The sequence below is a fragment of the Acidimicrobiales bacterium genome (genome assembly GCA_025455885.1).
Classification (GTDB): Bacteria; Actinomycetota; Acidimicrobiia; order Acidimicrobiales; family Acidimicrobilacustridaceae; genus Rhabdothermincola_A.
The window spans coordinates 1-19,387 of sequence record JALOLR010000020.1 but is presented as its reverse complement, the minus strand read 5'-3'; the positions used below and the strand labels follow the sequence as shown (position 1 = coordinate 19,387).

16 protein-coding genes are annotated in these 19,387 nt (G+C 73.5%); 9 read left to right on the top strand and 7 right to left on the bottom strand.

All coding sequences use genetic code 11. From position 1 onward, the window contains the following. Nucleotides 1–68: 68 nt before the first annotated feature. Nucleotides 69–1,268 carry an amidohydrolase gene (locus MUE36_14570; GenBank protein MCU0312156.1) on the bottom strand — a complete coding sequence of 400 codons (1,200 nt, stop codon included), beginning with the start codon at nt 1,266–1,268 and terminating at the stop codon, nt 69–71. 151 nt (nt 1,269–1,419) lie between these two features. On the opposite strand from MUE36_14570, the gene MUE36_14565 reads away from it, so the two are divergent. Beyond that, on the top strand, nt 1,420–2,247 hold the full coding sequence (locus MUE36_14565) for an amidohydrolase family protein (GenBank protein ID MCU0312155.1): 828 nt from the start codon (nt 1,420–1,422) through the stop codon (nt 2,245–2,247). Nucleotides 2,248–2,250: 3 nt separating this feature from the next. On the opposite strand, the gene MUE36_14560 is transcribed toward MUE36_14565, so the two are convergent. Together MUE36_14560 and MUE36_14555 are read right to left on the bottom strand one after the other, a co-directional pair. Continuing rightward, nucleotides 2,251–3,483: an alcohol dehydrogenase catalytic domain-containing protein gene (locus MUE36_14560; GenBank protein MCU0312154.1), complete on the bottom strand. Its 1,233-nt coding sequence runs from the start codon at nt 3,481–3,483 to the stop codon at nt 2,251–2,253. Further along, a complete protein-coding gene (locus MUE36_14555) occupies nt 3,483–4,295 on the bottom strand; it encodes an SDR family NAD(P)-dependent oxidoreductase (GenBank protein MCU0312153.1) in 813 nt (270 codons plus the stop codon). The genes MUE36_14560 and MUE36_14555 overlap by 1 nt, the downstream gene beginning before the upstream one ends. A 172-nt stretch (nt 4,296–4,467) precedes the next feature. On the opposite strand from MUE36_14555, the gene MUE36_14550 reads away from it, so the two are divergent. From MUE36_14550 to MUE36_14520, 7 genes are all read left to right on the top strand, one after another. Further along, complete coding sequence (locus MUE36_14550) at nt 4,468–5,808, top strand: FGGY-family carbohydrate kinase (GenBank protein MCU0312152.1); 1,341 nt, start codon at nt 4,468–4,470, stop codon at nt 5,806–5,808. Between the two features lie 19 nt (nt 5,809–5,827). After that, complete coding sequence (locus tag MUE36_14545) at nt 5,828–8,032, top strand: acyl-CoA dehydrogenase (GenBank protein ID MCU0312151.1); 2,205 nt, start codon at nt 5,828–5,830, stop codon at nt 8,030–8,032. A 100-nt stretch (nt 8,033–8,132) separates the two neighbouring features. Further along, nucleotides 8,133–8,648: a hypothetical protein gene (locus tag MUE36_14540; GenBank protein ID MCU0312150.1), complete on the top strand. Its 516-nt coding sequence runs from the start codon at nt 8,133–8,135 to the stop codon at nt 8,646–8,648. Next, nucleotides 8,645–9,238 carry a heme-binding beta-barrel domain-containing protein gene (locus MUE36_14535; protein ID MCU0312149.1) on the top strand — a complete coding sequence of 198 codons (594 nt, stop codon included), beginning with the start codon at nt 8,645–8,647 and terminating at the stop codon, nt 9,236–9,238. The genes MUE36_14540 and MUE36_14535 overlap by 4 nt, the downstream gene beginning before the upstream one ends. Before the next feature lie 109 nt (nt 9,239–9,347). Continuing rightward, the gene (locus tag MUE36_14530; GenBank protein MCU0312148.1) at nt 9,348–9,950 is read left to right on the top strand and encodes a HupE/UreJ family protein; all 603 of its coding nucleotides are present in this window, start codon (nt 9,348–9,350) and stop codon (nt 9,948–9,950) included. A gap of 54 nt (nt 9,951–10,004) precedes the next feature. Continuing rightward, entirely contained in the window at nt 10,005–11,270 is a 1,266-nt protein-coding gene (locus MUE36_14525) for a Dyp-type peroxidase (GenBank protein MCU0312147.1), read from the top strand. Nucleotides 11,271–11,356: 86 nt separating this feature from the next. Next, nucleotides 11,357–12,478, top strand: coding sequence for a hypothetical protein (locus tag MUE36_14520; GenBank protein MCU0312146.1), 1,122 nt, complete (start codon nt 11,357–11,359; stop codon nt 12,476–12,478). 66 nt (nt 12,479–12,544) lie between these two features. Here MUE36_14520 and MUE36_14515 read toward each other — a convergent pair whose 3' ends face one another. Then, nucleotides 12,545–14,152, bottom strand: a complete 1,608-nt coding sequence (locus MUE36_14515) for an ATP-binding cassette domain-containing protein (GenBank protein MCU0312145.1) — start codon at nt 14,150–14,152, stop codon at nt 12,545–12,547. Between the two features lie 197 nt (nt 14,153–14,349). Here MUE36_14515 and MUE36_14510 point away from each other — a divergent pair, with 197 nt between their 5' ends. Next, the gene (locus MUE36_14510; GenBank protein ID MCU0312144.1) at nt 14,350–16,680 is read left to right on the top strand and encodes a bifunctional diguanylate cyclase/phosphodiesterase; all 2,331 of its coding nucleotides are present in this window, start codon (nt 14,350–14,352) and stop codon (nt 16,678–16,680) included. A gap of 68 nt (nt 16,681–16,748) precedes the next feature. Here the strand turns inward: MUE36_14510 and MUE36_14505 are convergent, their stop codons facing one another. The 3 genes from MUE36_14505 to MUE36_14495 form a co-directional block, all read right to left on the bottom strand. Beyond that, a complete protein-coding gene (locus tag MUE36_14505) occupies nt 16,749–17,549 on the bottom strand; it encodes a hypothetical protein (GenBank protein MCU0312143.1) in 801 nt (266 codons plus the stop codon). Continuing rightward, a complete protein-coding gene (locus MUE36_14500; protein MCU0312142.1) occupies nt 17,549–17,935 on the bottom strand; it encodes an S-adenosylmethionine decarboxylase in 387 nt (128 codons plus the stop codon). Before MUE36_14500 ends, MUE36_14505 begins: the two co-directional genes overlap by 1 nt. A gap of 326 nt (nt 17,936–18,261) precedes the next feature. After that, a complete protein-coding gene (locus MUE36_14495) occupies nt 18,262–19,347 on the bottom strand; it encodes a hypothetical protein (protein MCU0312141.1) in 1,086 nt (361 codons plus the stop codon). Nucleotides 19,348–19,387 lie beyond the last annotated feature (40 nt).

Here is a 19,387-nt window from a genome sequence, read left to right as displayed (position 1 = left end):
TGAGGCGGGGGAAGCGCCAGCGTCCCGCCTCACATCGCGTCCCGAGGAGCGCCGCGACGAGGGCGCCGTCATTGATAGAAGGCGGGGCTGGTGGCGCCGGCGGGGATCTCGGTCAGCGGTGCGGCCAGCTCGGCCGCGGTCGGCCCCACCGCCTCCGCCCGGGGCGCCAACGCGTCGACGTCGAACCCGTAGACCTCGGCCGCGGTGGTGGTGAGCACCTGGTCGAGCTCGGCGGTCGTCCACCCCTCGAAGGTGCGGCGGAGGTGCTCGCGGGTGAAGGGGCTCACCCCTTCGTGGTGCGGGTAGTCGCTGCCCCACATCACCTTGTGCAGCCCGAGCTTGCGCATCGCCCGGGCGTCGCGGGGCCCGGGGAAGCTGGCGCCGATCCACACGTTGCGCTCGAAGTACTCGCTGGGGCGCAGGGGCAGGTGGGCGTCGGCGTCGAGCTTCAGCTCGCCGGCCCGTCCCGTCGACGCCGCGAAGTGCATCCCGTCGAGCTGGGCGAGGGTGCCCGGGAGCCACGAACAGCCCTGCTCGGAGAGCACGAAGCGCAGTCGTGGGAAGCGCTCGAAGACCCCGCTCATGATCATGTGCCACAGCGGCCGGTGGGCCATCCACTCGGTCTCGATGGCCCAGATCATCGACGACGACGGGTACGAGCCGTAGTCGGGGTGGCCGCTGCCGGAGTGGGAGTTGACCACCAGGTCGAGGTCCTGGCAGGCCTCCCACAGCGGGTCGTAGGTGGAGGAGTAGAGCGGGTCCATCCCGGCGTCGTCGGGTACCGCCGGGATCAGGATGCCGCCCCGCAGGCCGCTCCCGGCGACCCAGTGCGCCTCCTCGACGGCCCGGTCGACGTCGTTGAGGAACACCTGGGCGATGCCCGCTCGACGGTTCGGTTCGGCCCCGCACCAGTCGGCCAGCCAGCGGTTGTGGGCCCGCAGCCCGGCCCACCGTTGATCGAGGTCGGCGGCCGTGGGCGGTCGGGCCACCAGGGCGCCGGTCGGGAAGAACGGCGGGACGGTGTTCGGGAACACCACCTCGGCCACTTGGCCGTCGGCCTCGAGCTCGGCGATGCGCTGGTCGCTGTCCCAGTTGCGGGTGCGGCCCGGGCTCTGCAGGTCGCGGAACGGGTTCTTGTACGCCGCCCGCCACGTCGCGAAGTCCTCCCGGTACGCCGGGTCGAGGTACTCCCCGTAGGTCTCCATCGACCCGCCGGCGTGGCAGTCGGCGGAGATGACCACGAAGCGCTCGTCGGTTCCCACGGTCACGGCGGATCCCCCGTTCGTCCAGTTCGCGTCGGGCCGTGCGGTCGGGTCGCGCTCCTCGTGGCGACGGCGCGGCCGCTGGCCTCCAGCTCTACCTGACGTTAGCGTCAGAAGCGGTCCGCAGGCCGGCGGGTCGACGAGGGAGGGGGCGGTCGTGGAGCGCGACGTCGTGGACATCTGGGTCAACCTCACGACCCCTGAGAGCGCCGCCGAGTTCCTCGCCGAGGAGAAGAACGCCCACATCCCCGGGTACCTCGGCGGCGACGGTCGCGGCGGCGTGGCCGTCACCGAGCTCCTCGACCGCATGGACGCCAACGGGGTGGCGACCGCGGTGCTCACCCCCGGGCTCACGAGGGCCGGGGTCGGCGCGGCGCTCGAGGTCGCCGACGCCCACCCGGGGCGGTTCCTCGTGGCGGCCATGGTCGCCGACCCCTCCCGGCCCACCCGCAACGTGCAGCGGATCCGTGAGCTCGCCGAGCACCCTCGCCTGGCCATGGTGCGCATCGCCCCGCTCTTCACCCAGGTGGCGATCGACGACCCGAAGCACTACCCGGTGTACCAGGTGTGCGAGGAGCTCGGGCTGCCCGTGGCGATCAACGTCGGGATCCCCGGGCCGCGGGTGCGCTCCCGGGTGCAGCACCCCGAGCTGCTCGAGGACGTGCTCATCGACTTCCCCGACCTCGTGGTCATCGGCGCCCACATGGGCCACCCCTTCGAGGAGCTACTCGTCAACTACATGCGCAAGTGGGACACCCTCTACCTCTCCTGCACCGCCTACGCCCCCCGCTACCTCGACCCGGCCCTCCTGCGGTACATGGGGTCGTCCACGGGGCGGGGTCGGGTGCTGTGGGGCAGCGACGACCCGTGGTTCCCGATGGCCCGGTCGATCACCGAGGCCCGGGACCTCGACCTCGACGACGAGGCCATGGCGCTGTTCCTCGGGGGCACGGCCCGGCGCCTGCTCGACCGCACGGCGCGCTGAGCGTCAACGGAAGTCGAAGGCCACCTTGATCGCCCCGGTCCGTCCCTGGTCGACGATCGTGGTGAACGCCTCGCGCCACTCCTCCAGACGGAACCGGTGGGTGAGCATCCCCGAGAGGTCGATGCGGCCGGCGTCGAGCAGCTCGAAGTAGTGCTCGAAGGCGTGGCGGCGCCGCCCCTCGAACGTCTCGTCGCCGAAGGCGTTCGACCCGACCAGGCGCAGCTCCTTGAAGTACCAGGGCGTCCACTCGAAGCGGGCCGGCGCGCTCACGCCGAGCTGCACGAGGGTGCCCCGCTCGCGGAGGATCCGCAGCGCCACCTCCACCGTCGACGGCGCGCCCACGGTGTCGTAGACCACGTCGACGGCTCCCGGCCAGGCCACCGGGAGCCCGTTCCAGGGCCGTCGCAGCGTGGCGCCCGACCACTCGGCGAGCTGTTCGAGGAGGGCGTCCTCGGGCCCGGCGTCGAACACCGTGGCACCCATGCGGCGCGCCACCTCGGCCTGCCCCGGCCAGCGGGCGACGGTGGCGACGTCGACGTCGGGGTGGAGCTGGGTGAGGATCGCCGTGGCGGTCGTGCCGAGCGCGCCGGCGCCGTGCACGACGACCCGGCTGCCCGGCGCGGGCGGGTTGCGGGTGATGGCGTGGAACGACACCGACCACGGGTCGGCGAGGACGGCGACCTCGTCGGGGATCCCGTCGGGCACCGGGAAGGCCATCGAGGTGTGCAGCGGCAACCGTTCGGCGAAACCCCCGGTGGCCTCCGCGGCGTTGCCGGTGTGGATGCCGGGCGACAGCCGGCCGACGTGGAAGTTCGCGCAGATCGAGAAGTCGCCCGCGGCGCACGCCGGGCACAGGGGCGTGACGCCCCGGGGGCGACAGCCCAGGTTCGGGTACAGCACCACCCGTTGGCCGACGTCGAGGTCGCGCACCGCGGGCCCGGTGGTCTCCACGGTGCCGACCACCTCGTGGCCGAGCACCTGGGGGAAGGAGATGAACGCCGTCATCGGGTTGTCGTCGGCGTCGTCGAAGTCCATCAGGATCTGCTTGGAGTCGGAGCCGCAGATCCCCGTGAGCCGGTTGCGCAGCACCAGCCAGTCGTCGGCCAGCACGGTCGGGTCGTCGAGGTCGACGAGGGCCATCGGCACGGTGGCGAGGTTGCGCAGCAGCCGTGGGGCGTCGTCGGGCAGCGCCTCGGGCCACGGCTCGGGGTCGGTGAGGAACTGGAGCGCTCGCATCAGGTCTCGCCTTCCGTGTCGGTCGGATCCTGTCGGGGCACCATCGCCGCGGCGCTGGCCAGGAAGGTGTCGATGTCGGCGGTCTTGAACTCGGCGACCGCCTTCAGGTCGGGCACGTAGGTCTCGAACCGGTCGCCCAGCAACGCGTCGCAGATCGCCTCGGCCACGGTCCCGGGCGGCTCGAAGGGCCCGTCGAACGCGGCCGGCTCGTTCCCGGGCTGGTCCCAGATCTCGGTGTCGATCGCTCCGGGGGTGACGAGGCGCACGGCGACCGGGGAGCCGGCGAGGTCCATCGCCATCGCCTCCGACCACCCCGAGAGGGCGAACTTCGACGCGCAGTACGCCGCCTCGTGGGGGATGCCGAGGCGGCCCCCCAGGCTCGACACGTTGAGGACCACACCGACGCCGCGGGCCCGCATGCGGGGCAGGACGGCGAGGGTCATGGCCACCGGCGAGAGGAAGTTGGTGCGCATCACCGCCTCGACGGTCTCTACGTCGAGGTCGGTGACGGCGCGCCGCATCGGTCGGGCGGCGTTGTTGACGAGGGCGTCGATGTGGCCGAACGCCTCCCAGGCCTCGACGGCCAGCGCGGCGGCGCGCTCGGGATCGGCGAGGTCGACGGTCCACGTGCGGTGGTCGCCACCGTGGCGGCGGCACTCGTCGGCCACGGCCTCGAGGCGGTCGCTGCGACGGGCGACGAGGCCCACGGTGGCGCCGTGGCGGGCCAGCGTCGGCGCCAGGGCGGCGCCGATCCCGGAGGACGCACCGGTCACCAGGACGCGTGCGCCGGCGAGCGTCGTCAGCGCGGTCATGGCTGCGGATCGCCCACTGCGGCCCCCTGCTCCCCGGAGTCGTCGGGACAGACGCTACATTCCGACCCTGACGTGGGTGTCAGAATCCCGAGTCGCGGGCGCCGGGCCCGGAGGGTCGGGCGCTGCACCGGACGGGGCACGGGGTGACCACGAGGGGGCCGACGGGGGTGCGATGGCGACCGAGGTGACCGTGGGGATCGACATCGGCACCACGTCGGTGAAGGCCATGGCCGTCGACGCCGAGGGCACCGTGGTGGCCCGGACCCGGGTGCCCCACCCCCTGTCCGCCTCCCGTGCCGGCGAGCTGGCCCACGACGCGGCGCTCGTCTGGTGCGACGGCGTGCGCCGGGCGCTCGACGAACTGGTCGCCGAGGTGGGGGCCCGGCGCATCGCCGGCGTGGACGTCGCGGCCATGGTCCCGTCGCTGTGCGCCGTCGACGACCACGGCCGCCCCGTCTCGCCCGGCTACCTCTACGGCGACGACCACGGCCTCGCTCCCGACGGCTCGCCCGACCTCGGCGAGATGGGGAGCTTCCTCTCGTGGCTGGTGGCCCGTCACCCCGACGCCGCCGGGTACTGGCCGGCCCAGGCCGTGGCCAACGCCGCCCTCGGCGGGGAGGGGGTGATCGACGGCGCGACGGCGTACACCGCGCTGCCGCTGTTCGACGGGACCGGCTGGAGCGCGGAGGTGGCAGCGGCCGCCGGGCTCGACGACGTCGCCCGGCTGGCCCGCATCGCCGGAGGGTCCGGCCCGGTCGGCGCGGTCGCCGCCGCGGGCGGGGCGGCGCTCGGAGCGGGCACGATCGACGCCTTCGCCGAGCAGCTGGTGGCGGGCGCCGACCGCGACGGGGACGTGTTGGTGATCTTGGGCACGACCCTGATCGTGTGGATCCTCACCGACGGGTGGCCCGAGGTCGAGGGACTGTGGACCACGCCCTACACCGTGCCCGGGCTCTCCGTGGTGGGTGGTCCGTCGAACGCCGGCGGGTTCTTCGTGAACTGGGTGGCCGAGACGGTGGGTGCCGACCCGTACGCCCCGTCGGCACCGGCGGGTGATCCCCGCCGCGTGCCGGTCTGGTTGCCCTACATCCGCGGGGAGCGGGTGCCGTACCACGACCGTGCGCGGCGGGCGTCCCTGCACGACGTCGAGGTGGGCCTCGGGCCCGACTCGCTCACCAGGGCCGCCCACGAGGCCTCGTCGTTCGTGGTCCGCCACCTCATCGACCGGTCGGGTCTCGACCCGACCCGGGTCGTCGCCACCGGCGGAGGGGTCCGCAACCCGGCATGGCTCCAGGCGTTGGCCGACGGCACCCGCCTCCCCGTCGACGTGGTGGCGGTGCCCGAGGGCGGCGCGCTCGGCGCGGCGTGGTTGGCCCGCCAGGCCGCCGGTCTCGAACGGCCCGGTGCGTCCGCGGCGGGCTGGGTGCGTCACACCGGCCGGTACGAGCCCGACGTGGCATGGGTCGAACCGGTGGAGCAGCGGTACCGCCGGTTCAGGGAGCTCTCGGGATGACCCGGGTGGTCGCGAGCTGATGGGCATCGGGGTCTGGGATCACCACCTCGACCTGGCGTCCACCGTCCGGCGGTGGAGCGAGGCCCGGGGCCTGCGCGCCGAGGCGCGCCGGGTTCTCGAGTTCGGCGCCGACGAGGTCCCCCCCTTCTGGGTCGAGATGGCCGGGCTCGGATGGCTCGGCCTCGCGGTCGGCGAGGACCACGGCGGGCAGGGCGGCGGGCTCGTCGAGGCGGCCGTCGCCATGGAGGCCCTCGGGGAGTCGTGCGCGCCCGGGCCCATCCTTCCCACAGCGATCGTCGCCGCCGCCCTCGACCGCGGCGGCGGGGATCCCGACACGATCCGTTCCCTCGTCGAGGGCCGCCGCACCGGCGGCTTCGCGGCGAGCAGCGATCTGCGCCTCGTCACCCGGGACGGGGCGTCGAGGGTGGAGGGGACGTGTCGGGCGGTGTGGGGCGGGGCGACCGCCGACGTGGTGCTGCTCCCGGTGGGCGGGCCCGGGTCGGCGTCGACCGGACCCGACCCGGCGACCGCCGGGGTCGCCTGGGTGGTGGTGGACGCCGAGGACCTCACCGTCGAGCCGGTCACCAGCTTCGATCCCACCGCCCGGGTCGCCCACGTGACCGTGGACGCGCCGCTGCCCCCGGACCGGGTGCTGCGGCCACCGCGGCCCGACGCGCCGATCCGCCTCGCCGAGATCCTCGCCGGGGCGATGGCGGTCGGTGTGGCGGGCTGGTGCGTCGACACCGCCGCCGAGTACGCCACGGTGCGGGTGCAGTTCGGCCGCCCGATCGGACAGTTCCAGGCCGTCAAGCACCGCTGCGCCGACATGCGCGTCGCCCTGGAGGCGGCGCGGGCCGCGGTGTGGGACGCCGCAGGGGTCTTCGACGACGCTGACGAGCCGGGCTGGGACGTCGCCCAGGGCGCCGCCGCGGCGCTGGCCCTCGAGGCCGGGTTCCGCTGCGCGGAGGATTGCATCCAGGTCCTCGGCGGGATCGGCTACACGTGGGAGCACGACGCCCACCTGTACCTGAAGCGGGCCACCGCGCTGCGGGCGCTGCTGCCGCCCGTCCACGACGCCCGGATCCGGGTGGCGACCGCTGTGGCGGACGGGCAGCGCCGGTCGTTGGCCATCGATCTCCCCGACGAGGCCGAACCGGTCCGGATCCGGACCCGGGCCTTCGTCGAGGAGCTGCGCCGCCACCCCACCTCCGAGTGGCGGGCACGGCTCGCCGACGCCGGGTACCTGGCGCCGCACTGGCCGGCGCCGTGGGGGATGGACGCCGGTCCGGTCGAGCAGCTGGCCATCGACGCCGAGCTGGCCGCCGCCGGGGTGCGCCGCGCCCACCTCCAGATCGCCGGATGGGTGCTGCCCACCATCATCGGCCACGGCGACGCCGCCCAACAGGAGCGCTTCGTCGGGCCGTCGTTGCGGGGCGAGCTCACCTGGTGCCAGATGTTCTCCGAGCCGGGGGCGGGCAGCGACCTCGCGGCGCTCACCACCCGCGCCGAGCGGGTCGACGGCGGGTGGTCGATCACCGGGGAGAAGGTGTGGACGTCGATGGCCCAGTTCGCCGACTGGGGGATCTGCCTGGCCCGCACCGACCCTGCTGCCCCTCGGCACGAGGGCATCGGGTGCTTCCTCGTCGACATGCGCACCCCGGGCATCGAGGTGCGTCCGCTGCGTGAGCTCACCGGCACGGCCATGTTCAACGAGGTCTCCCTCGTCGACGTGGTCGTTCCCGACGACTGCCTGGTGGGTGGGCCCGGCGACGGGTGGTCGTGCGCCCGCACCACCCTCGCCAACGAGCGGGTCTCGATGGCGTCGGGGTCGTCGTTCGGTCCGGGGGTCGAGTCCCTGTTCGCCCTCGCCGCCGACCGGGGAGCCCTCGGCGACCGCATCGTGCTCGACCGGCTCGGTGCGCTGGTGGTCGAGGCCCATGCCGTCGCCATGCTCGGCGTGCGGGCCACCCAGCGGGCCATCGCCGGTGGTGGCGTCGGCCCGGAGGCCAGCGTCCGCAAGCTGCTCGGCGTCGAGCACGAGCAGCGGGTGCAGGAAGCCGGGCTCGACCTGCTCGGCGCCGACGTCGCGGCGGCCGACGGGGAGAGCGCGGTGTGGACCGGTGGTTTCCTGGGCAACCGTGCGCTGTCGATCGCCGGGGGGACCAGCGAGATCCAGCGCAACGTGATCGCCGAACGGCTGCTCGGGCTGCCCAAGGATCCCTGAGGTCGACCGACCGTCGCGGCCCCGACCTCGTGGCCGCCGGGCCCGGCGCCCACTAGCGTCCGGTCTCGTCAGCGGACCGCCCCTTCGAGCGAGGACCACGATGGACAAGGCCACCCTCCGGATGATGAACGACGCCGAGCGCGAGCTCCTGCGTCGCGTCGACCCGAAGAAGCTCAAGTCGCTCGGCGAGGACGAGCTCATCGACCTGCACACCCGGGTGCGCCGGGCCCGCACCAAGTACTCGAAGCTCCACCGGCGCCGGGCCAGCGCGCAGGTGGCGTCGGATCGGAACCGCTCCCGGGCGACGAAGGCCCACGCCCGCACCGCCGTGAAGGCCGAGGTGTTCGAGGACGCACTGGCCGACGTCAGTCGGGCGCTCGCCGCCGTCGCTCGCGACGCGGCCGAGGAGCTGCGGGCCGAGCGGCTCGAGAGGGCCCGTGCGGCGAAGGCCGGTTCCCGGACCACTGCCAAGGGCTCGGCGAAGGGGAAGGGGTCCACCCGCTCGACCGGATCGGCGAAGGCGAAGAAGCAGCAGCGCACGCCGATCTCGAAGCGCACCTCGGCATCCAGCCGGGCCGGCACTCGTCGGGCCCAGGCCAAGAAGGCCAAGCGATGAGCGACGCCGCGGCGCCCGCCAACCCCGTCCCGGGTGACGGGTCACGCTCCTGGGGGCCCCTCGAGGGCCTGGCCGGCACCTGGGAGGGCGACGGCGGGCTCGACTCGTCGTGGTCCCACGTCCGTCAGGAGGTGCTGGCCACCCCGTACCGGGAGCGGGTGACCTTCGTGCCGTTCGGACCGGTCGTCAACGGTCGCCAGAGCGTCTACGGACTCGACTACCGGTCGTCGATGTGGCGGGGCGACGAGACCGACCCGTTCCACACGGAGGTCGGCTACTGGCTGTGGGACGCCGCCTCCGGCGAGGTGATGCGCTGCTTCGTCGTCCCGCGTGGCATCACCGTGTTCGGCTCGGGCACGACCACGATCGACGCGACGTCCTTCACCCTGTCGGCCGAGCTGGGCGATCCTCGTCGCGGCATCGGGGAGAGCAGGTACCTCTCGGAGAACGCGTCGACGCTCAGCTGGTCCGCCGAGATCACCTCGGGCGAGGGCACGTGGTCCTACCGGGAGACGACCATGCTGCGCATGAAGGAGTTCACCGAACCCTTCGCCCACACCGACCACAACACGCTGCACCGCGTCGCCTGACCCTCGCCATCCGGCGGACGAAACCCTCGCCCACACGGCGAACTGTTGAGTCCTGAGCTCGGAAATCCGAGCTCAGGACTCAACAGTTCGGTCCTGAAACGGAGTCCCGATGTCGACACCCAGTACCCGATGGACGATCGCCGGCGCCCTCGCCGGTTCCGCCGCCGCCCTCCTCGCCGCCGCCGCTCCGGCGTCGGCCCACACCGGCGCCGCCGCCGGAGGGCTCGGTGACGGGCTCCTCCACCCCCTCCTCGGACCCGACCACCTGCTTGCCATGCTCGCGGTGGGTGTCGTCGCTGCGCTCGTCGCCAGCCGACGCGTCGCCTGGCTCGTCCCCGCCGCCTTCGTGGCCGGGATGGTGGTCGGCGGGGCGGCCGGCCTCGCCGGGATCACGTTCCCCGGCCTCGAGTTGGCGGTCGCCGGCACCCTCGTCGTGTTGGGCCTGCTCGTCACCGGTCGGGTGCAGGTGGCCGAGTCATGGGTTCCCGCGGTGGCGCTGCTGTTCGGCACTGCCCACGGTCTCGCTCACGGCGGGGAGCTGCCCAGCACTGCGGCCCCGCTGGCCTACATGGTCGGGTTCGTCGTCGCCACCGTCGGCCTGCACGTCGCCGGAGTGGCCGGCGGGACCGCCCTGCGGGCTCGCCCGGGTGCGCGCGCGGCGATCGGCAGCGGGTTGGCGGTGACCGGCGTCGGCCTGGTCCTGCTCGCCTGATCGATCCGGCCGCTCGCGGCTCTCCCGGCGGGTGCTCGGTGCGACACTGGGCGCGTGGAATCCGTCAGCCGCCGCCGCCTGCTCGGATGGGCGGGCGCGGGTGCCGCCGCCGCCGGTGGGCTGGCGGTCGTCGGCGCGATGGCACCGGCCGGCACCGCCGGCGGTTCCACCGCGGAGGAGTCGGCCCCCGACGACGGCGGGCTGATCGCCTTCCACGGCCGACACCAGGCCGGGGTGGCCACGCCTGCGCAGGCGCACGTCGTCGTGGTCGGCCTGGAGGTCCGGGGAGGCCCGGCGGAGCTGCGCACCCTGCTCGATCGCTGGAGCGCTGCTGCCGCCCGGCTCGCCGCCGGCGGGCAGGTGGGGGAGCGGTCGCCCAGCTCCCGACTGCCCCCCGTCGACTCGGGTGAGGCCGACGACCGCCCGACGGCGCGCCTCACCATCACGGTGGGTGCCACCGCCTGGCTGTTCGGCGACGGTGGATCCGACCGCTTCGGGCTCGCCGGGCGCCGTCCCGTCGCGCTGGTGTTGCCCCCCTTCGACGGCGACCAGCTCGACCCGGCGAGGTCCGGCGCGGACCTGTGTCTGCAGGTCGGCGCCGACGACCTCCAGGTGGCGCTGCACGCCGTGCGCAACCTCGTGCGGGTGGCCGAGGGCGCAGCGGTGGTGCAGTGGTCCCACACCGGGTTCGGACCCCCGGCCGGCGACCGGGTCGGGTCCGGCGGAGGCCGCTCCACGCACCGCAACCTGCTGGGCTTCCGGGAGGGCACGTCGAACCTGCCGGCGGACTCGACGGCGTTCGCCGACGCCGTCTGGGTCCGCGACGGCGACGAGCCCGAATGGATGGTCGACGGCACCTACCTCGTGCTGCGCCACGTGCTCCTCGACCTCGACGCCTGGGAGGAGCTCAACCTCCTCGACCGCGAGCGGGTCATCGGTCGTCACCGCCGATCGGGAGCCCCGATCAGCGAACGCGACGAGGCCGCCCCGCTCGACCTCGACGCCGAGGGCCCCGACGGCCGCCCGGTGACCGACCCCCGCTCGCACGTGGCCGTCGCCCACCGCGCCTCGGCCGGACGGCCGCTGCACCGGCGCAGCTACAACCTCGCCGCCGGGGTCCCGCAGGCCGAGAACCCCGGCGGCCTGCTGTTCCTGGCCTTCTGCCGTGACCCGCTCACCCAGTTCGTGCCGCTCCAACGCGAGCTCGCCGCCCACGACCTGCTCGGCACCTACACCCGCACGGTGGCCTCCGAGGTGATCGCCGTGCTGCCCGGCCTCGCCGAGGGCGCGTCGTGGGCCGAGGCGCTCCTCGACCGCTGACCCCCGGGCCCCGGACCGACCGTCCGAGTCGGTCAGGTTCTGTGACAGTGTCAGCCCATCAGCCCGCGACCCCCACTGGAGCGAACGTGCCCCCCATCCCCGTCGACGAGTACCCCCTCCACCAGGCGCCCTTCTCCCTGGCCCACCCGGCGACCAGCGACCGCAACTTCTACGACCGCTGCTACATCAACGCCCACGACCGCAGCGGTGAGGTGTTCCTCATCACTGGTCTCGGCGTCTACCCGAACCTCGGGGTGATCGACGCCTTCGCCTGTGTCCGGCGCGGCAACCGGCAGCACGTGGTGCGCACGGCCGACGCCCTCGGCGACGACCGGATGGACCAGTCGGTCGGCCCCTACCGGATCGAGGTCGTCAAGCCCCTCGAGGAGCTCCGCGTCGTCTGCGACGCCGACGACCACGGCCTCTCGATGGATCTGCACTGGCGGGGCTCGTACCCCGCCGTCGACGAGTCCCCCCACCTCATGCGCGTCGGCGGCAAGGTGATCCTCGACGCCCAGCGCTTCGCCCAGGTCGGCACCTGGGAGGGGGTGCTCCGGGTGGCCGGTGAGGAGTTCACGGTGACGCCGGACCAGTGGGTGGGCACTCGCGACCGCTCGTGGGGCATCCGTCCCGTGGGCGAGCCCGAGCCGCCCGGGCGTGCCGCCGCCGAGCCCGACCCCACCTACGGGTTCTGGTGGCTCTACTGCCCGCTGCGGATGGAGGACCACGCGCTGGTGTTCATCGCCCAGGAGACCGCCGACGGGCACCGGTTCCTCAACGACGCCCTGCGGGTGTGGCCCGAGGCGTCCGGCAAGGGCGTCGAGACGCTCGGCTACCCCCGCTACGACATCCACTACCGGTCGGGCACGCGCATCCCGACCGGGGCCACCATCACCGCCACCGAGCCCGACGGCACCCCGCTGGTCGTCGAGATCGAGAGCAAGGGCTATGTGGCCCTCGCCGCCGGGTGCGGCTACGGGGCCGATCCCCAGTGGACCCACGGCCAGTGGCGCGGCCGGGGATGGGTCGAGGGGGCCGTCTACGACCTCGACGACCCGGCCAACGCCGCTGCCGTGGGGTTCGGGATGCTCGACCACGTCGGCATCGCCCGCTGCAACGGGCAGGTCGGCGCGGGCCTGTTCGAGCACTCCACGATCGGCCGCCACGACGCGTCGGGCTTCACCGACTTCATGAGCGTCGCCCCTTGACGACGGCGTCGCCCTGAGGGTCGGGTCCGTGTCGTCGTCGCCGGTCGGGCCGGCGGGGCCCGGCCGTCAGGACAGCTCGACGAGCTCGAGCATGTCGGGGCTGAAGTAGTCGAGCTGTCCCTCGGGCATGAGCAGCGTCCGGTCGGGGTCGAGGGCCCGGACGAACTCGACGTCGTGGCTCACCACGACCATCGTCCCCGGCCACCGGGCCAGGGCCGCCCCGATCGCCTCCCGCGACATCGGGTCGAGGTTGTTGGTGGGCTCGTCGAGCAGCAACAGGTTGTGCCGGCCGGCCACGAGCTGGGCGAGCGCCAGCTTGGTCTTCTCGCCGCCCGAGAGGGTGCCGGCGTCCTGGAAGGCCTTGTCGCCCGAGAGGCCGAACATGCCCATGAGGCCGCGCAGCGCCTCGTCGCCCAGCCCGGCCTGGTCGCGCATGTGGTCGAGCAGGCTGCGTCCCGGGGTGATGCCCTCGTGCTCCTGGGCGTAGTAGCCGGGATCGACGCGCAGGCCCAGCTCGACCTCGCCCATGTCCGCTTCGAGCTCGCCGGCCAGGACCTTGAGCAGCGTCGTCTTCCCGGCGCCGTTCAGGCCCATGATGAGGAGCCGCTCGCCCCGGCCGACGTCGAAGCTGACGTCGGTGACGACGTCGACGGTCCCGAAGCCCTTCCACAGGCCCCGGGCGGTCAGCGTCGTGCGCCCGGTCGACGGGGGCTCCGGGAACCGCAGGTCGAGCGAGCGCCGGGCCGACGGCCCGTCGACCCGTTCGGCCTCGAGGCGCCCGACGCGCCGGTCGAGGGTCTTGGCCACCCGGGCTCGCTTGGCGGTCTGGCCGCGCATCGAGTCGGCCTGTCGGGAGAGGCGTTCGATCTCGCTGCGCTGCTGCTCGGCGACCTTGGCCAGGCGCTCCTCGTCGCGGGCCCGGGCCCGCAGGTACTGGCTGTAGGTGCCCTTGTACTCGACGAGCTCGCCGACGGCGTCGTCCTCCTCCCGATCGAGGTGGAGGACCCGGGTGATGGCCTCGTCGAGCAGGTCGAGGTCGTGGGAGACGACGATCAGGGCGCCCCGGTAGCCGCGCAGGAAGCGCAGGAGCCAGTCGCGGGCGTCGGCGTCGAGGTGGTTGGTGGGCTCGTCGAGGAGGAGCAGGTCGCTGCCGGCGAAGAGGATGCGGGCCAGCTCGAGGCGCCGTCGCTCGCCGCCCGAGAGCGCCCCGATCGCCAGGTCGAGCCGGTCGGGGGCCAGGCCCAGCCCGTCGACGAGGCGGTGGACCTCGGCCTCGGCGGCGTAGCCCCCGGCGTTCTCGAAGCGCTCCTGGGCGTCGGAGAACCGGGCGATGTTCCGATCGCTGGCGTCCTCCTCGAGGGCCAGGCGCAGCTTCTCGAGCTGGTTGGCGGCGTCGTCGAGCCCCCGACCGGAGAGCACGTGGGCCAGGCCCCGGGTGTCGTCGGGGACCGCCTCCTGGCGGGGGTCCTGGGAGAGGTACCCGGTGGCGCCGTCCCGACGGATCGTGCCGGCCTTCGCGGTCCTCGCCCCGCCGAGGGTGGTGAACAGCGTGGTCTTGCCGGCGCCGTTGCGGCCCACCAGCCCGACCTTGTCGCCGGGGCGGACCTGGAAGGTGGCGCCGTCGAGGATGGTCGCTCCACCGATCTCCACCACGAGGTCCCTGACGACGAGCACCTCACCAGTCAATCAGGCGCCTCTCCGGTCGACGCGCCGTCGGGGGGCGGGGCCCGGACACCGCGACCTCACTCTCCGTGGGCAGACGTGGGCCGTCCGTGCCGATTTGGTCAAGTCCGGGCCTGCTCCCGCCGAAGAAGCGGGGTGAGCGGTCTGACGACCGCACAGCACGCCACGCCCGAGCGCCAGGAGACGCGATGGGATCGACTGCGGAGGTGACGTCGGGGGTCCCCTCGGCGCGCCTGGCCGCAGGCGTGGGCGTGGTCGGCGTCGTCTGGGCCCTCCTGCACGCCGTCGGGTGGCTCGACCCCGAGGCCCAGTTCACGTTCGCGGTGTTCGCGGTGGTGGCCACCGCCGCCACCGTGTACGGCGTGCGCGCCCACCGTCCTGAGCCGCGGTGGCCGTGGATCGCCGTGCTCGGCGCCTTCGCCCTCTTCCTCGTCGGGGGGCTGCTGCGGATCCTCCTCGACACCCTGGGCGACCTCTCCGCCCAGCGCTCCCTCGTCCCCGATCTCATCATCCTTCCCGGCTACGCCATCATCGCCGTGGCCCTCGCCGGGTTGGCCCGGGCCGGTCGACGCGGCCGCACGGGCGACCTCGACGCCGTGCTCGACGCCGTCGTCGCCGCGCTGGCGGTGCTCGCCCTGGCCTGGGTGCTCCTGGTCATCCCCGCCTTCGCGCAGGCCGACGCCCCTCTCGGCCTGCGCGTCCTCCTGGCCGCCTATCCCGCTGCCTCGGTGTTCGTCGTCGCCATGGGGGCCCGCATGGCGTTCTCGGCGGCACGGCGCCCGCCCCTGGCGTTCCGCCTGGTCCTGGTGGCGTCGTCCGCGCTGCTCGTCGGCGACGTCGTCTACATGCTGGTCGACACCCGGATGGTCGAGCTGCCCAGCCACGTCACCGACGTCGCCTACGTCCTCGCCTTCGTCGCCTTCTCCGCAGCGGTGCTGCACCCGTCGGTGCGCAAGGTGGGGGCGGTCATCCCCTCCGACGAGGTCGCACCACGCCGGGCGAGGCTCTTCTTCGTGGCCGCAGCGTTGTCGGTTCCCGCCGTGGTGCTGTTGGTGCCGTCGTCGGCCTCCGACGGAGGTGAGCGCACGATCCTGGCGTGCATCACCCTGGCGCTGACCGTCACGGCGTCGTTCCGTCTCTTCCGGGCCCTCCACCAGCACGCCACGTCCCAGGACCGCATCGCGTACCAGGCCACCCACGACAGCCTCACCGGGCTCCCCAACCGGGTGTTCCTCGAGGAGCACCTCGGTCGCCTGCTCGACCCCACCCGCGGGGACGGCCACGACGTCGCCGTGATCCTGCTCGACCTGGACCGCTTCAAGCTGGTCAACGACACGATGGGCCACCCGACGGGCGACGAGCTCCTCGTCGCGGTGGCCGAACGGCTCCACCGCAATGCCCGGGCTGCCGACGTCGTCGGGCGCATCGGGGGCGACGAGTTCGTCGTCGTCGCTGCCGACCTCGACGCGACGCGGGCCCACGAGCTCGCCGAAGGCCTGCGACTGGCCCTGCACACCCCGTTCTCCGTCAGGGAGGCCGAGGTCACGGTGGCGGCCAGCTTCGGGCTGTCGCTGCACTCCGCCGCGGGGGTGTCGGTCCACGCCGAGGGGCTGCTGCGCGACGCCGACACCGCGATGTACCAGGCCAAGAGCCAGGGCGGCGACGTCGTCGTCACCTTCGATGCCTCGATGCGCGAGCAGGTGGCCTCCCGTCTGCTGCTCGAGCGTGAGCTCCGCCTCGCCCTCGGCCGCGGCGAGCTGGCGGTGCACTACCAGCCCAAGCTGCGCCTGAGCGACCGCCGGGTGGTGGGCATGGAGGCGCTGCTGCGCTGGGAGCACCCGACGCTCGGGTCGGTGAGCCCGGCGAAGTTCATCCCGATCGCCGAGGACACCGGGATGATCGTGGAGATCGGGGCGTGGGTCGTCGACCAGGCGTGCGCCGACCTCCGGCGCTTGCACGACCTGATGGCCCGCCCCGAGATGATGAGCGTCTCGGTCAACCTCTCGGTGCGCCAGCTGCGCGACGATTCGATGATCGACCACGTGGCGCGGGCCCTGCTCCGCCACCGGGTGCCGGCGTCGTCGCTGTGCCTCGAGCTGACCGAGTCGATGCTCATGAGCGACGTGGACTCCATCTCCGGTCAGCTCGCCGCGCTGCGTTCGTGCGGGGTGAAGATCTCGATCGACGACTTCGGGACCGGCTACTCGTCGCTCGCCTACCTGCGTCGCCTGCCCGTCGACGAGGTGAAGATCGACCGCACCTTCGTGGCGTCACTCGACCGTGAGGGACCGGGGGCGAGCATGGTCGCCGCGGTCGTGGCCATCGCCGACTCCCTCGAGATCGCCACCGTCGCCGAGGGCGTCGAGACCGAGGCCGAGGCGGAGCAGCTCGCCGAGCTCGGGTGCGGGCAGGCGCAGGGCTACCTGTTCTCGCCGGCGGTCCCGTCGAGTGGGCTCGTGGAGGTCGTGCGGCGGATCGGCTCGGCGTCCGGTCCCCGCCTCCGCTCGGTCTCGTCCTGACCGGCCTCTCGACCGGTCCGTCCCGGGTCGGGCCGGTTCGGGCCGGCCTTGCCGGGTGAGTCGTCCGGTCAGCCCGTGGCTCGTAGGCGCCGCGGTTCCCCGGTCGTGAGGATCGCGGCGTCGAGGCCTTCGTGGGCGCTGCGGGCGTAGTCGGGCGTCGACACCGCCGCCTCGAGGCCCCGGCCCTCGAACAGGATCTCGTACATGGCCGGATCGGTGATGGCCAGCCGGGGTTGGTAGTCGTCGGCGTCGAGGAAGACCGGCAGGCTCGACGGGGAGTCGAGGTAGCGGCGCGGCTCGAGGCCCCGGAACGGCTGGAACGGACGGGAGATCATCTTCTGGATGAGGTCGAGCACGACGAGGTCGAGCACGGCCACGACCCACTTGATCCCGTTCTGCGTGCCGAGCACGGCGAGGCCCTGGTAGAGCGACAGGGTGATGAGCCCGTTGGTCGACGACCCCCGGTAGTCGGGCATGGCCGCGAGGGTGGCGATGTCCCACAGCAGGGTGCGGTCGATCTCGGGGCGGGTGCGGGCGATGACGTCGTCGGGGCGCTCGTCCCATGCCTTCTCGATGTCGTCGAGGGACTTGATCGGGCCGTGCGGGAGCAGGATGCGCAGGACCCCGGCGGGGCGCCGGAGGCGGTGGTCGAGCACGACGAGGAACAGCGAGTTGTCGTCATAGGGCCGGTACTCGGCCTCGAGGAGCTCGGGGCTGTTGTCGAAGAACTCCTCGAACACCGCGACCTCGACCGAGCGGCCGAGGTCGGCGGCGGGGTCGTTGCCGGGGATGACGTAGAGACCGAAGGGCGTGGCCCCGCGTCCGGCCGACGTGATCACGTCGTCGGCCAGCTCGCGGAGGTCGGCCATCAGAAGGCCTTCGCCACGCAGGCCGACGTGTCGAAGAAGTCCGCCGTGAAGTCGAGGGCGTCGAGGGCGTTGAACGCCTTGCAGGTGTAGATGTCGACGCTGAAGAAGCGCAGGGGCTGCTCCCACGCGTAGAAGTGGGCGCCGGAGGTCTCCCAGTGGATCCATCCCGCCCAGCCGTAGGCGTCGGACCGGTGGGTGGTCGGCTCCAGCAGGGTGGTCATCTCGAGCACGTCGGACAGCTCGGTGAGGTAGGTCGAGACCATCTCGGCGGTGATGGCGTGATCGACGCGGCCCTCGATGACGAGGCGCTGCCGGTGGATCATCGGCGCGAGGTCGGGGAGCTCGGCCGGCTCGAGGATGAGCTGGGGTGAGGTGATGTCGATCACGCAGGGGTCCTCAACGTCGGGTGGGGGCGCGAACGGCTCCCGAGGTCTCCGCCCGCCCGGAAGTATTCCGTCTCGGCGGCCGAAAGGGAAGGACGGTCGTCCGCATTCTCGCCGTCGCCGCCGGATTTCCCGGCCACACCCACTTCATGTGGTCTCCTCGCCACTCGGAGCGCGTGGCATCCGACCGTCGGGGCCGGATGCCCTGTTCTGTTGCGTGGTCAGCTCGCCTGGGCGAGCTGACCACGCAACAGTTCGCGGGTGCCCCACCGCCCGGGTCCACCGACTGCAGGTCAGCCGGTGGACCGGGCTGCCCGGGCGACTGCACGTCAGCCGGTGAAGCGGGCCGATGCGGTCACGGGTTGGGCCGCGGCGCCGGCGCCCAGCGTCTCGGGTCCGGGCGTCGGCGGTGGGGCCGGCTCGTCGTCGGGTGGTGCCGGCGGCTCCTCGACGAGGAGCACGGTGTGGGTGCACCCGCCGTGCCCGCCCTCCCCGTGCCCGCCCTCCTCGGCGGCAGCGGTCGAGACCTCGCCCTCGTGCCCGCCCTCGTGCCCGCCCTCGTCCCCGCCGCGAGGGCAGGTGTCGCGACCGAGGAAGGTCCCGATCGTGGCGGGGTCGACCGCCCAACCGGTCGGGGCGCCCTCGACGGCGACGGTGTACTCGGCCCGGGGGTTACCGGGCAGGACCAGCCCGGGCTTCCCGCCACCGTGACCCGGGTTGTCGTACTCACAGGTCAGGAGGCCGCTCCCGGGGGCGTAGGTGCAGCGGGCGGTCCCCCTCGGTCCCATGCTCACCGAGGCGTCGAGCCCGAACGCCGCCTCCCACCCGGGAGGCAGGCCGACGGGTGGCGCGGGGAGGACGGTCCCGTCCGCCGCCTGCCACGCCACCGCGAACACGAGGCGTGACGGCGAGCCCGTCTGGGCTGCTCCGCAGCCGAGCCAGACCGTCGCCTCGCCGGCGGTGACGCCGTTGATGGCGACCCGGACCCGGAGGTGGTAGCCGTTGGGCTTCGGTTCGTAGGGCTCGACCAGGGCGGTCATGTCGTAGGCGCGGTCCCAGGTCGTCGCCGTCGTGGTCGCCGTGTCGTCGACCAGCGTGGCGTCGGTCCCTTCCGGCACCGTCGGTCCCATGGCGTCGACCGTCACCGCGATCTCGGTGGCGGGGTCGGCATCCAGCTCGAGTCCGGCGACGTCGACGGAGAGGACGCAGCCGCTGAGCTTGCCGCCTTCCCCGCCCATCGGTCGGCCGTTCAGCGAGATCGAGACGCCCGGGGGTGGGACCGGCTCGGCCTGCGCGCCGAGCGTCGAGCCCAGCGCCGACACGACCAGCAGCACCGCCCCGACGACGGCGATGACCGCCCGTCGGTGGGGGTGGGAGAGCCGTTCGGCCCGGAGGGGGTTTCGTGGATCAGACATCGTGTGCTCCTGTCAGGGAGTCGTCGTGGACGGGGAAGGG